The organism is Granulosicoccus antarcticus IMCC3135 (assembly GCF_002215215.1).
In the GTDB taxonomy this organism is placed as follows: domain Bacteria; phylum Pseudomonadota; class Gammaproteobacteria; order Granulosicoccales; family Granulosicoccaceae; genus Granulosicoccus; species Granulosicoccus antarcticus.
In genome coordinates, this window is sequence record NZ_CP018632.1 from 412,458 (window position 1) to 425,310 (window position 12,853).

At 52.5% G+C, this 12,853-nt stretch carries 17 protein-coding genes; 13 read left to right on the forward strand and 4 right to left on the reverse strand.

The features are described from left to right. The 13 genes from sctJ to sctT are packed head-to-tail and all read left to right on the forward strand — an operon-like array spanning position 1 to position 10,235. Positions 1-771, forward strand: coding sequence for a type III secretion system inner membrane ring lipoprotein SctJ (gene sctJ / locus IMCC3135_RS01905; RefSeq protein WP_157735711.1), 771 nt, complete (start codon positions 1-3; stop codon positions 769-771). Then, complete coding sequence (locus tag IMCC3135_RS01910; protein ID WP_088916043.1) at positions 771-1,334, forward strand: hypothetical protein; 564 nt, start codon at positions 771-773, stop codon at positions 1,332-1,334. Before sctJ ends, IMCC3135_RS01910 begins: the two co-directional genes overlap by 1 nt. Continuing rightward, positions 1,334-1,981: a FliH/SctL family protein gene (locus tag IMCC3135_RS01915; protein ID WP_088916044.1), complete on the forward strand. Its 648-nt coding sequence runs from the start codon at positions 1,334-1,336 to the stop codon at positions 1,979-1,981. The genes IMCC3135_RS01910 and IMCC3135_RS01915 overlap by 1 nt, the downstream gene beginning before the upstream one ends. Beyond that, on the forward strand, positions 1,974-3,365 hold the full coding sequence (locus tag IMCC3135_RS01920; RefSeq protein WP_088916045.1) for a FliI/YscN family ATPase: 1,392 nt from the start codon (positions 1,974-1,976) through the stop codon (positions 3,363-3,365). The genes IMCC3135_RS01915 and IMCC3135_RS01920 overlap by 8 nt, the downstream gene beginning before the upstream one ends. After that, the gene (locus IMCC3135_RS01925) at positions 3,362-3,856 is read left to right on the forward strand and encodes a hypothetical protein (protein ID WP_157735712.1); all 495 of its coding nucleotides are present in this window, start codon (positions 3,362-3,364) and stop codon (positions 3,854-3,856) included. Before IMCC3135_RS01920 ends, IMCC3135_RS01925 begins: the two co-directional genes overlap by 4 nt. Beyond that, positions 3,849-4,625 carry a hypothetical protein gene (locus tag IMCC3135_RS01930; protein WP_088916047.1) on the forward strand — a complete coding sequence of 259 codons (777 nt, stop codon included), beginning with the start codon at positions 3,849-3,851 and terminating at the stop codon, positions 4,623-4,625. The genes IMCC3135_RS01925 and IMCC3135_RS01930 overlap by 8 nt, the downstream gene beginning before the upstream one ends. Then, positions 4,618-5,589, forward strand: coding sequence for a hypothetical protein (locus tag IMCC3135_RS01935; RefSeq protein WP_088916048.1), 972 nt, complete (start codon positions 4,618-4,620; stop codon positions 5,587-5,589). Before IMCC3135_RS01930 ends, IMCC3135_RS01935 begins: the two co-directional genes overlap by 8 nt. Then, positions 5,580-6,743: a sensor histidine kinase gene (locus tag IMCC3135_RS01940; protein ID WP_088916049.1), complete on the forward strand. Its 1,164-nt coding sequence runs from the start codon at positions 5,580-5,582 to the stop codon at positions 6,741-6,743. Before IMCC3135_RS01935 ends, IMCC3135_RS01940 begins: the two co-directional genes overlap by 10 nt. Further along, positions 6,740-7,369, forward strand: a complete 630-nt coding sequence (locus IMCC3135_RS01945; RefSeq protein ID WP_088916050.1) for a response regulator transcription factor — start codon at positions 6,740-6,742, stop codon at positions 7,367-7,369. The genes IMCC3135_RS01940 and IMCC3135_RS01945 overlap by 4 nt, the downstream gene beginning before the upstream one ends. An 8-nt stretch (positions 7,370-7,377) precedes the next feature. Further along, entirely contained in the window at positions 7,378-8,376 is a 999-nt protein-coding gene (locus tag IMCC3135_RS01950) for a hypothetical protein (protein WP_088916051.1), read from the forward strand. A gap of 30 nt (positions 8,377-8,406) precedes the next feature. Further along, entirely contained in the window at positions 8,407-9,060 is a 654-nt protein-coding gene (sctR, locus tag IMCC3135_RS01955; RefSeq protein ID WP_088916052.1) for a type III secretion system export apparatus subunit SctR, read from the forward strand. Between the two features lie 56 nt (positions 9,061-9,116). After that, positions 9,117-9,386 carry a type III secretion system export apparatus subunit SctS gene (gene sctS / locus IMCC3135_RS01960; protein ID WP_088916053.1) on the forward strand — a complete coding sequence of 90 codons (270 nt, stop codon included), beginning with the start codon at positions 9,117-9,119 and terminating at the stop codon, positions 9,384-9,386. 51 nt (positions 9,387-9,437) lie between these two features. Beyond that, positions 9,438-10,235: a type III secretion system export apparatus subunit SctT gene (sctT, locus tag IMCC3135_RS01965; RefSeq protein ID WP_088916054.1), complete on the forward strand. Its 798-nt coding sequence runs from the start codon at positions 9,438-9,440 to the stop codon at positions 10,233-10,235. Between the two features lie 6 nt (positions 10,236-10,241). Here the strand turns inward: sctT and IMCC3135_RS01970 are convergent, their stop codons facing one another. The 4 genes from IMCC3135_RS01970 to IMCC3135_RS01985 all read right to left on the reverse strand — a co-directional run bounded on the left by IMCC3135_RS01970 (position 10,242) and on the right by IMCC3135_RS01985 (position 12,831). Then, a complete protein-coding gene (locus IMCC3135_RS01970) occupies positions 10,242-10,937 on the reverse strand; it encodes a hypothetical protein (RefSeq protein ID WP_088916055.1) in 696 nt (231 codons plus the stop codon). Continuing rightward, the gene (locus IMCC3135_RS01975) at positions 10,930-11,160 is read right to left on the reverse strand and encodes a hypothetical protein (RefSeq protein WP_088916056.1); all 231 of its coding nucleotides are present in this window, start codon (positions 11,158-11,160) and stop codon (positions 10,930-10,932) included. The genes IMCC3135_RS01970 and IMCC3135_RS01975 overlap by 8 nt, the downstream gene beginning before the upstream one ends. 154 nt (positions 11,161-11,314) lie before the next feature. Continuing rightward, positions 11,315-11,785 (reverse strand): TRAP transporter large permease subunit, encoded by a 471-nt coding sequence (locus tag IMCC3135_RS01980; protein ID WP_205737866.1) that lies wholly within the window; start codon positions 11,783-11,785, stop codon positions 11,315-11,317. Then, complete coding sequence (locus IMCC3135_RS01985; protein WP_088921633.1) at positions 11,785-12,831, reverse strand: RNA-guided endonuclease InsQ/TnpB family protein; 1,047 nt, start codon at positions 12,829-12,831, stop codon at positions 11,785-11,787. The genes IMCC3135_RS01980 and IMCC3135_RS01985 overlap by 1 nt, the downstream gene beginning before the upstream one ends. Positions 12,832-12,853: the final 22 nt, after the last annotated feature.

The window sequence follows — 12,853 nt, forward strand, 5'->3', positions numbered from 1 at the left end:
ATGATGGTAAGAGTAAACACTTGGCTGAGGCGTTTGCTTGCTGTCAGTCTGATAGCAAGCCTGGCTGCCTGTAGCGAGCAATCCCTGTATTCGGGGTTGAGCGAACAGGAAGCCAACCAGATGGTTGCGACCTTGTCGGTGGCAGGCTTGGAGGCAAGCAAGCAGAAGCTCAAGGGTAACGAGTTCAGCGTATCGACTTCACCGGATGACTTCGCATCGGCAGTGCAGCTGTTACAAGACAATGGTTTGCCGCTACAGAAATTCGATACGCTGGGTGAGGTGTTTGCAAAAGAAGGTTTCGTTTCCTCGCCACTTGAGGAAAGAGCCCGGCTGAACTACGCCTTGTCACAGGAGATTGCATCGACTTTGTCCAGTATGGATGGAGTGATTCTGGCGCGGGTACATCTGGCGGTTCCTCCAAAGAATGATCTTAGTGACAAGGCTACGCCGTCATCAGCGTCTGTGTTCGTGAAGCATCGTGCCGGGGTGGATCTGAGTGGTAACGTTTCACAGATCAAGGCATTGGTTGTCAATGGCATAGAGAACTTGCCCTACGAAAACGTGACCGTAGTGCTGTTCGAGTCTAGTGGCACTTACGTACCGCCTGTCGTGTCAGCTTCTGCCTCATCGATGCCGCTAGCAAATCCGCAACAGATGTCACTACTACCAATCTATCTGACAAGCAGCAGCGCTGGCATCGTCGCTTTGCTGGCCATGCTGTTGGTGATCGCACTGGTCGGTATTCGCATTTGGCGGAGCAGACAAGCGTAATGAGTTCGGTCAGCCAGCGTCGCAGACAACGAGCAGTGGCAGCGAGACTTTTGTTATCGCTGCATGTTGACGGGAATCTTGATGACCCTCAAATCTGGAATTGGGATGCCGTTGATCGATTGCCGATGTGGTGTCTTGATGAGGCAACTCGCAGGCGTGAGGTGCAACTTGTCTGCGGTGCGCTGCTACTGAGCCCTGAAATTCGTTTCTGGATAAAACAACCACTACTATTGGGTTTGCAACAATTGCTTGGGCCCGCCGTCTTTGTCCAGGTCATTGAGCATGCAGATGTCATGGAGCTGCCTCGAGAGCCTTTGTCCGGACTCATGAAGCAATCCGCTATTGACCTGCCCACTGCCGGTGTTGTCGAATTGGAGTCTCTGCTGATGGCCGCGGGGTCCACCGTACTCAATGCCACGGTGCATGAGAGTCTGCCGCGTGACACGCTGGTTGCCTCCCTTGGTCAGGGTATTGGCAATATCACTGAATCAGCAGCAATAGCTTTACTTGATGCCGCCATAGCTTTATTGCAGGCGTCTCAAGAAGAAGAGGCAGTGGCATAATGACCTTTATATCCTTGTTTAGTGATGAGCGTGGTTTTCTCATTACAGATCAGCGTGTGTTTGCGGCCGATGAATTACAACCTTTACTGAGTGTGACGGAGCAGGCGCAGCAGTTTTGCCAACGTCTGGCCGCGCAGGCAACACAAGAAGAGCAAGCACGTATAAACGCGATTGAACGAGGCCGTGAGGAAGGATTGGCTATCGCTCAGGAGCAGGCCAGGCTGGAGTTGGCAGAAACACTCAGATTGCTTCACGAAGAATATCAACGCCAGTTACTGGCAGTACAAGCCAGTGCTGCAATTCTGGCGGTTGATATCGTACGCAAGGTTGCTGGTCAGGTGAATAGCACCGAGTGGTTGCTGGCACAGGCGCAGCGAGCTGTTGAAGATATCGTGGATCAACCGTCAGTGACGTTGCGGGTGCACAGCTCTCAGGCTGCTGCTCTCAAAGAGCGTCTTGAGGTTTTGGCATTATCAGGAATCAACCAGGTGATTGCCGATGACATGCTGCCAGAGAATGGCTGTGTGCTGGAAACGGCTCAAGGACAGATAGATATCGATCTGGAAACCCAGTTGAATAGTGTGCTGGCATTGTTTGTGGATGATACAGGCGCTGAGTTGCCTGGAGCCCGTAACTCACATGGTTGAAGTTGCCGACACGGATAAACTGGATAGAGATACACCGGTCCGCGAGCTGAGTGCCCGACTGCAGGGGCGCAGCATGGTGCAATACACCGGTCGTGTCGTGCATGCAGTCGGTACCTCTTTGCGTGTCAGCGGCTTGCCTGTTCGTATTGGCCAACGGTGCGAAGTACATGACCGTATTTCCAATACTGTGGTGCTGGCTGATGTTGTCGGTATCAATAACGGTGATGCAGTGTTGGTGCCTTTGGGAGGTTTGCAGGGGGTCGCTGTGGAATCCACTGTGCGCATCGTCTCTGAGCAAGCGACGGTCCCTGCCGGTGAAGCTCTGCTGGGCCGGGTTATCGATGGTTTTGGGCAAGTCCTGGACGACCTGGGAGACTTGCCTCCCGGTCCTCGTGTGACATTGCACAGAGCTGCACCCAACCCCCTGCACCGACGCAGGGTGCAAGACCGATTGACGACTGGCGTACGCTCCATCGATACATTGATGACCGTTGGTATCGGTCAGCGCATTGGTATTTTCGCTCCGGCGGGTGTCGGTAAATCCACGCTACTGGGTATGCTGGCGATGCATGCTGACGCCGACGTTATCGTCGTCGGTTTGATCGGTGAGCGAGGGCGAGAGGTGCTGGAGTTTCTTGAAGATGCTCTTAGTGAGGATGCACGTAGTCGTGCTGTGATCGTCGTAGCTACCTCTGATCGACCGGCCATGGAGCGTGTCAATGCGGCCATTACAGCCACAGCCATTGCCGAGGGTTTTCGTGATAAAGGACAGCATGTCCTGCTGTTGATGGATTCGGTTACGCGTTTTGCAAGAGCGGTACGTGAGGTGGGGCTTGCAGTCGGTGAACCTCCGGTACGACAGGGCTTCACACCGTCAGTGTTCGCCGAATTACCACGTCTGTTTGAACGTGCAGGCAACAACGCGGAAGGCTCCATAACGGCTTTCTATACCGTGCTCACTGATGACGATGACGGGCTCGATCCGGTTGCCGAGGAAACGCGATCCATTCTGGATGGGCATATTGTATTGTCGCGAAGCATTGCAGAGCAGAATCAGTTCCCCGCTATCGACGTACTGGCTAGTTTGAGTCGTCTGGCACGTCATCTCACATCCGAGCAGGAGCAGTTGGCTGCAGGTCAGTTACGTACCTTGTTGGCAAAGTACCGGGATATTGAATTCCTTTTACAGGTAGGAGAATACAAGGCAGGTAGTGATGCTTTGGCAGATAAGGCTATTGCGCGGCAGGTTGCCATCAAGGAGTTTCTCCAGCAGGCTCCAGAGGCAGGCATGAGTTCTGATGAAAGTACGGTGCTGCTATTCAAGGCACTGGCGATGGATAACGCAGGTAATGTCGCTCAATCATCGGCGAAAGTCAGCTCATGAGTATGCAGGTTTCCGAAAGAGAGTTGCAGCAGTTGCGAAGTCTGTACGAGCTGCGCGAAAAGCAGGCACTTGAGGCGATTAGTGAGCAGCGTCTGGAGGTCGAACGTGTGCTGAGGCTCCTTGCGGAGCAACAACAATTGATTTGTGGTTTGAGTGATGAATTGATTGAACTCCATAATATGCGATCGACGACCAGTATTCAGGACATGACCGCGCAGTCATTGCAGGCTGAGAGCGCTCGGCGTCGTTGGCTGACTTATGATCTGGAACAGGAGAAATTCTATTTGCCAGGGTTCAACAGTGATGTGGCGGATGCCCGGAGGGAGCTGGCTGTCCGGCAACGCGCTTGGGTTCGTACCCGTGATCGAATCAAATCGCTCGATCAGCAAGCCTTGAAAATAGAGGCCGGTCACCGTCTTATACAGGCTCGCAAGGAAGATGCGTTGCTTGATGACAGAAGAACAACACCTGGAGCAAGCCTGCATGGATAAATCAGACAATACCTATATCTATCAGGCTCCACGTTCGGATGCGTACAGTCGTATGTCGCCACCGACCCCGGTAGGTAATAGCTCCATGTACAGGGAGGGTGCAAACTCGTTCGAAGCCGCTTTGAACCGTGTCCGTGCCCACCAGACTGACGTACGTGAAGTGGATACAGATCTCGAGCCAGAAGTCGAGTCTGTAGATAGTGAAGAGGGAGGTGAGCTGGAGCTGGGTTCTGATGATGAATTGGAGTCTGGGGTATTGCAGCAGGCAGCCGAACGACCTGCCGCGGTTAGTAAAGAGGCGGTGGCCAGCGTTAAGTTGAAAGTTGCTGGCATGAATGATCTTCTGGAAAGTAGATTGTCGGACTCCAGTGGCGCCGGTTTGGAGAGCGCTCTGGGAGGGGGCATCTCGGCTGCGCCGTCCATGAATGCTGAGTCAGTACAGACTGTCGCAACAAGTGGAACGAATCTGCACGGCCCGTTGACAGCCGAGAGTGTCGCCTCCCTGATGCTGCGCCAGGAGCGCATCGCCGGTGCGCACAATGGTCAATGGAATTTTGGTGTGCTGGGCGGTCAGGCGGGTGTCACAGCCTTGCAGTTACAGCGCAGTTTGCAAGGAGGTTGGCGTGTTCGTGTCTCATTCGATGAGAGCGGGCAGCTTGATGAAAAAATGCACGCAGAAGCGTTGAAGGCAAGTTTGATAGAGAGCGGTCATCGTGTGGATTCGGTTACTTTCACACCTGCGGGCGACGAATTGAGTCTCAATGATTGACCCTGTTGCAGCGACTGGCATGGCGGCGGGAGTCAGTATCAGTACGTTTGGCCCTGTGCAACAGCTGGGTGCGCGTTTAGGGCAGATATTGGGCAATGAGCTGTCACGTATGCGTGCCGATGCAGCTTTTGCAGGAACTACCGGTAGTGCTATCCACGCGCCAGCCATGCAGGCTGACACCTTGCGTGCCCATCACGCGTCCGTACTGGGTAACGCCATGATCGGTCTGAGTACTCAGGCAGATTTTCATTCTGATGGTGCCCGCAGCTCTGCTCATCATCTTCGTAGGGATGCTGAAGGCGTCAACGAGAGGAGTTCGGGTCAGCAAGAGAAAGAACAAGAACAAGAACAAGAACAAGAACAAGAACAAGAACAAGAACAAGAACAAGAACAAGAACAAGAACAAGAACAAGAACACAGGAATGATGCTGGTGAACGTAATGCTTTACCGCCAGCCTTTGCGGAGGTATTGCAAGAATCATTATCGCAATTCAGAAGTCTGGTCACAGAGGCAGGGTACTCTGGAACTCCGATTGCCATTGCTTTGCCAGGGCGTCGATGGTTTGATGCTCATGCACCGGCTGATAGTCGCTCCATGGGAGGTTCCGGGGAAACGATAGAGGTCACTGACGCTCTGATTTTATGTCTGGCCTTTGATGGCAGTTTGGGTGAGCGACGACTGGTGCTGGGCATGCTGTTTCGGGCTGATCACTGGGTTGGCTCACTGCAGGGGACCTGGTCGCCTGAATCAAATGATGCAACGAGGAAGGAATGCATCGTTCAGGTCATGGATCCCGACTTGATGATCAGCGATGTGATTGCTACGGAAGAAGGAATTCAGTCCTCATTGAGGGGGTCGGTGAGCTCGGATGAGACGATTCATGGTCTGCGGGTAAAGATCGAAGAGAGTCCGGCGGAGCTATCGCGCTGGTGCTGGCAAGCGACTGAGTGGATATGGCATTGAAATCTGCCAATAAATCAATGGGAACGGTCGTGCTGTCATCGGGTGTGAGCGCCTCCCAGCTAGTTGAGCTGGTAGAGCTGGGTGAGTTGGCCGTCGCGTTGCTTGATCAGCAGGCGGACAGTATCAGGTGGTGTTCTGCTCACTGGATGTTGCTGTTTCCTCAATGGGCAGTGAGTAGCGTCTGGTCTGAGGTGTTGAGCGATTCTAGCGAGCTGGTACAGCTGTATAATGCTCTTGCACAGCAGTCCAGCGCATCGGGCAGTCTGCTGTGCCAGTCTACTGGTAAGCCGTGCGAGCTGATCATGCAGCGTCTGAGTGATGGCACGATTGCTATTCGAGCGATTGAAAGATCACAGACCCGTGATGATATGCACCTGTATATGCAGGCGCGTGAAAACATGTTTACAACTTCCCGGACTATCTCTGTCAGTGAGATGGCAACGACATTGGCACATGAGATCAAGCAGCCGATCGCCACAATCAGCAATATACTCAAGGGCGTGAAAATTCGGCTCAAGCGTGACGACCAGACATTGGAGCAAATCGAGGTGGCACTGGATAATGCGTTGGATCAGGCTCGATTCACTAATAGTGTCATTAATCGGATCAGAGATTTTACTCAAGCCAGAAGGCCCCAGCAACAGCAGCTAAGCCTAGTGTCGCTTACACGCGAGGCACTCTCGCTGATGGACTGGTTGCTCAGTGCCAACCAGTGCAAGACAGAGCTTCTGGTAAGCGAGGAGCCGCTGCTGTGTCATGGCGATCCAACCATGTTGCAGCAGGTTCTGGTTAATCTATTACGCAATGGTGTTGAAGCGATGCTCGAATGTGCACCTGCCAAGCGGCGGCTGATCATAAGCTGCGCGCGGCGAGGGGCTTCGGTGCGCGTTAGTATTCGGGATAGTGGGCATGGGCTTGAAGGCAAGGAGCAGAGTTTGTTCATTCCGTTTGCAACCAACAAGGCCAATGGTATGGGCGTAGGTTTGAATATCTGCCGATCCTTTGTCGAATTACATCAGGGACGGTTGTGGTTGTCACCCAACGAGGATGCAGGTTGCACTTCTCATGTGGAGCTGCCTATGGCTCTGCCGGGTGCCTCCGGTTCAGTGAAAAAGGCCGGTGATTCAGGAAACAGAGTAGCGGGGATTTCATGAACGAACAGCAAATTTTCATCCTTGATGACAACGATGATTTTCGTGAGTCCACGGCATTTCTACTAGAGGCAATGGGCTATTCCGTTGAGCATTATGGAGAACACGATACAGCGCTGCAGGCAATGGTGAAGGTTGGCAAGGAGCAACCAGCTTGCTTGTTGCTGGATATTCGGATGCCTGAAATCAGCGGGCTGGATGTTCATGATCTGATGCAGGAGCGTGAAATAGATTTGCCGGTTATCTACATGACTGCCCATGGCGATGTGCCGTTGGCGGTAGCTGCGATGGAAAAAGGGGCATTGACCTTCCTTGAAAAACCGCTTGAAGATGATGAGCTGCAGGCAGCTCTTGATCGAGCCTTGTCAGACAAGGTACAGAAACAACGCATTAGTGCAGAGGAGAGGGCGGCACTGGCTGAGTCAAGAAAAAGGCTGGAGGAACTGACCTTGCGTGAACGCGAAGTGGCTTACGGTATCGTTAGTGATTTATCCAACAAGTTGATTGCTCGACAAATGAGTATCAGTGTAAAGACGGTAGAGCTGCACCGTTCGCGAGCCATGAAAAAAATGGAGGCCAGAAACGCTGCTCATCTGGTACGCATAATTATCGCCTGTGATGCTGACTGAATTTACTCATGAGTGACAATACACAGGAACTGCCTGGATCTGCTCTCAGATGGTTCGAATGCAATGGAATCTATATTGCGATCGATCGCACGGCCAGCAGCGCTCTGCCGGCACTGGGAGTCGTAGCCGATAAGGAGGCTGTAGTCATGGATTTGATTGATGCAGTCCTGCTTGATGAGCAGGATCCTTTGCTCCGGTTTCTGGACGATTGGTGTTCAACCGCCTTCGACTGGCGTCCCTGGCGAGCGACAGTTTCTGACGAGGCAACAGAGCAGGGTAGTGAGGAAGCTCAGGAGCCCCAAGACATGGTTGCGCCGGTGCCGTTGCACGAACTGAGAGGTTATCCCCGACTGACAGGTACACTGATCTCTTTGCAAGGCCCCTCCCGGAAACTCTTGTTGGCTATTGATGCTGAATCACTGTCGATGATGCCCGAGATACCAGAGGCTTGGCAGTCTTTGGTGAAGTTCCAGAGCCATTTAATGCCCTATCGCCTGCAATTGCAGCAAATGCAGCTGAATACCGAGGAGGTGGAGAAGTTGGAGCCTGGAGCTCTGGTCCTATTGCCGCAGTCTTTTGAATCGGACTGGAGCATCAGAATGGAGGCAAGTCTTGCGGGTAGTATTCTCGAAACACACTGCAAGTTGCATGCTTTTCTTGACACCACTAATAGTCGCTTCAAGCTTTTGCCTGGGGCCGGACCTGAGCCTAACGGTGACGCGCAATCATTGACTGCCGGGACAGATACGGAGTCCGAGTTTCAATCAATAACGGTTGAGTTGGAAGATTCTGTACCAATCAATGAGCTTTATACGCGTTCAGTCTGGCAATCTCAGTTGAACCTGGTACTGCCATTAGCGCAGGAGTTTCTTGGATCACGTGTTGTTATTCGTACAGACGGTGTGACGGAGCACGGTGTCACAAAAAATCTTCCGGGTACTTTAATGCAAGTCGGAATAGGCTATGGTGTTCTGCTGGAGCAGGGTGCTGCTCTGGCAGTTGAATAGCATTCATTGCCTAAAGGAATTTGAATTCAAATGGATTTGACACAGTTTTCGCCCTCCTCGGCACTCATCACGGTTATCGTGCTTTCACTGGCCCCGTTCATGGCCGTGATGCTGACCTCTTTTACCAAAATCGTGGTGGTTCTGAGCTTGTTGCGCAATGCTTTGGGCACGCAACAGATTCCACCCAATGTCGTTCTCAATGGGCTGGCTCTGATCCTGACAATCTACGTCATGTATCCGGTGGGGCAGGCCATGCTTGCGCAGCTTGACGGCCGCGGCAGTTTTACCGAGAACGTTGAAGATCTACTGGTTGCTGCTGATGCGTCAAAGGAGCCGTTGCGTGACTTCATGCTCAAGCATTCCAATGAACGCGAACGGGAGTTCTTCCTTTCGACCATCAAGCGAATGGTAGAGCCGGGGGATGCCGATCAATTGACCAATGAGGACTTCATCGTAGTCGTCCCAGCTTTCACCATCAGTGAGTTGACGTCAGCTTTCCAGATAGGCTTTCTGATTTTTCTACCCTTTATCATCATCGATCTGGTCATCTCCAATATTCTCATGGCCATGGGGATGATGATGCTTTCGCCCACCACCATATCCTTGCCCTTCAAACTGCTACTGTTTGTATTGATAGAAGGCTGGAGCAAACTGGCGCAAGGCCTGGTGCTGTCTTATGTGTGAAGTGTACAAGCGAATCGCTCCTATATGAGCCTGTCTAGCACTCGAGTGTCAATTTCATGCTGAGTTCGGAGATTCTGCAAATCACTCAGCAGGCGTTGTGGCTGGTCATTATTCTGGCTGGTCCTCCCGTTGTGGTAGCCGCGCTGGTGGGCATCCTGATTGCCTTTGTACAGGCGGCGACTCAGCTTCAAGAGCAGACATTTCAATATGCGGCCAAGTTCTTTTCCATTGTTGCCACGATCTTCCTGACGGCCTCATTGATCGGTAGTTCTCTGTACCGTTTCGCTGACAGAATATTCACAGACTTTCCCATGTTGGTAGGGTGAAGGTGACACAATTCGATAGCTTATGTGATATTGCTCTTACAGGTGGGTTTCATGGACTCGGCTGAGCTTTTCCGTCTATTGGCTGACAATCTCATCGTCTTGTCATTGTCGGCGATGCGTGTCTCTGTTGCCTTCCTGTTGATGCCACTGTTCAGTAAGGAAGGTGTGCCGGTGATGGTGCGCAACTCCATGTTTCTGTCGATGGCCTTGCTTAGTGTTTTGCTTCAACCCAGTGCGCAGTTCGATCAGTTCAGCACGACAATGTGGCTTGGCCTGTTTGCCAAGGAGGCACTGATAGGCTCGATCATCGGCGTGTTTTTTGGATTTTTCCTGTGGGCCTTCGAAGCTGCAGGGGTGGTCATCGATATGCAGATCGGTGCCTCGTTTGCGCTGTTTTTCGACCCGGTGGTCGGTAATGAAGTCACCCTGACAGGTGAAATACTGAGTCGTTTCGCTAGTTATATGTTTCTGGCCAGTGGTGGGTTGATGCTGATGACGGGGGTCTTGCTGGAAAGCTTTGCAATCTGGCCGCTGGTGAAGCCCATCGCCAGCCTGAGGATGGCATCTATCGCATTGTTCCAAGCAGAAATGTCACACTTCATGAGCCTGACACTGCGTATTTGCGGACCGATTATGGCCGTGGTATTTGTGATTGATGTGTCAATGGGCTTGATCAATCGATTTGCTCAGCAGTTCAATGTGTACTTCCTGTCCATGTCGATCAAGTCAATCACCACCATCCTGATGATCATCATTCTGTTGCCATTTCTGGTGGGTGTCATCGTTGACGAAATGCAGATGCAAGTAGCCAACATGCCAGGCTATCTGAAGGCTGTTCTGACCCCGTAGACCTTTCTAAAACGGGCGATTGCTGATCTGGTTGAGTAGACTTTCAGATTGCAGAGCATGTAGGAAGGCTTCGACAACAGGAGTATGCAAATCCTCGGGTGCCGCTATTTGCCAGATTTGTGTCATGTCGATCAAACCGGCGCGAGTCTGCTTGGACAAAGAACCTCCCATAGGATCCTCTGCATCGGAAATCAGCTTTTGACAATAAAGCTGCTTCGCATTGGAATTCGATGACACCAGTGATAGCAGGCTATTCAGAATGATGGAGAACTGCTGCTGGGACATGGGTGTCTCAGTGCTGGGTTGGGCATACCAGGCACAGACAAACTCGATGGGACCTAGGCGACGACTCTGGCCAAAGGCGCTGTCGCCGGTATAGCTGCTGGAACCCCAGGCTGCCAGCTTTCCCGACGGTAAGCGGCCTGTTTGCAGACAGTTGACCAGAGTGCTCGCCATGATGCTACGTGCCTCGTCGTCGGCGTACTCGTCGATAACGTGCAGTATCTGCAAAAAGGCTGGATACAGTCTGTCGCCTAGTTTTACACAGACAGACTCCAGCAATTCGATGCGCTCTTCCTTGTCGTCCAGGGAGCAGAGCCCCGAAATCAAGTCTTGCGCAGCGGCATGCCAGTCAGGATTTTTCTTCAGAACGAAAGGTTCAACCTCAGTGCCAGTGTCAAATTGTTGCTCGAAATCAGGCACCGATATGAGACAGGATATGGCTTGCAATGGCCTCTGGCCCAACCCCTTGGAGGTTCGGGTTCAGACTGGTATCAATAGTGCGCAAGCCGGAATGGCTGCCGGGCAGAAACCAGCCAGGATCCGAAGAGTCTGTAGGGTTCTGATACGCGTCTTCATCAATCGACGTACGCGATTGTATCTGGTCCAGAACGCTTGTCGAACGATTTGTAAGGGGCCCAACCATCCTGATCTCCTGTGGTTACGCGTAATTCTAGCGAAGTACGGCCTGTGCGTATATAGGTAAAAACCCTAGTGGCGTGTCACAGAAAGTGAACAACTGTGGTCATTCCATAACAGCCCACTGGTTGTGGGCCGGGTACGTAAAATCGTTTCATTGCTCAACGAAACAATGTAACCGCTGTCATCGATACGGCCGGAAAGTAAGTCACCAGGCCAAGCATCGTAATAGCCGCCAGATACAGCATCCCCATTTTGCGAGCAATGGATAAAACGTCCACCCCAGAGATGCGTGAGGCAACGTACAACGTGGCGCCAACCGGTGGAGTAAACAGACCAACGGCAACATTACAGGTCATGATGACGCCCAGGTGGACTGGATCTACGCCAAAACTCATGGCGGTAGGCAAGAACAAAGGTGCGGTGAGCAGGATAGCGGGTACCGGGTCGAGTACCAGACCGAGTACGAGGAGGACCACATTGACCAATAGCAGAAAGACGGCGTTGTTCGATGAAAAATCCTGAACGAAAGAGACCAGAATCTGCGGCATCTGCTCTAGAGTGATCAGCCAGCCTGAGAATATGCCGCCCAGATTGACATCCTCCTCTCCCTGAAGAAAGAGGATTCCCACTAAGGAGCGCAATGTCCTGCGCCGAGACGGAGAATATTTCGAGCCGCGTTAACGTCACGATCATGCTGAACACCACATTCAACACATTGCCAGTCTCTTACCGAAAGAGCTCTTATTCCCTGCGGCCCGCACAGGCCTCCGCATTCGGAGCACGCTCGCGTGGTATAGGCTTCATTGATTTCTCGGTAGACAATACCGGCCTGCTGGCTCTTGTAGTCGAGCATTGTCTTGAAGCTGGCCCAGCTTGCGTCAAGCACAGACTTGGCCATCGTGGTTTTTGTCAGCTTCGAGTTACTGACATCTCCCACGTAGATCTCGCCGCATCGATTGACCAGATGGCGGCTGAATTTATGCAGGGCATCTGCTCTGCGATTCCTGATTTTTGCGTGAATCGCCCGGGCGCGCCGCTTGCGTCTTGCCCGTTGTGCCTTGGCAAGCTTGCCCTCCAGGTGGCGATACCAACGTCCCTCCAGCACGGTGCCATCGCTGCAGGTGGCAACCGTTTTCAGACCAAGATCGATACCTATACTGTCTTGCCCCTTGGGACACGTGCGATCAACCGAGACACAGATGCAAAAATACCATCGACCGCGAGCATCCTCAGTGAAACAACCTGCCCTGAACCTGTAATTGGCAAGACCGAAGCTGTCCCATACCTTGAAGTGAGAACCTGCAAAGAAGACCTGCCCGTGCTTCCAGTGAGCTGCCCGAGCCTTGAAGGGCACCCATCCCAACGAGCGTTTATCGCCAAAACTCTTGCGCCACCTCAGCTTGCGACGCTTTGCCGAGGAGCGTTTGCTGGCGTAGTGTTCGGCCGTTTCCTGAATCGTACTGCTGCCAATGTGCTCGAACTGCTTCGAGGCACCCACCGTGTAAGCAGAGAAGTCAAATCCGGACATCCACCGACCACGCTCCCGAATCATACGATCAGACAGGTCATTGCAGTAGTTCCATACCTGATTGACTTCTGTCGCCATGCTGCGCAAAAGCGGCGCGTGGCGATCTTTTACCCTGCCTTTGAGAACCTTGATGCATGTTGATTTCACAGCTCGATTGTATAACCGTTCC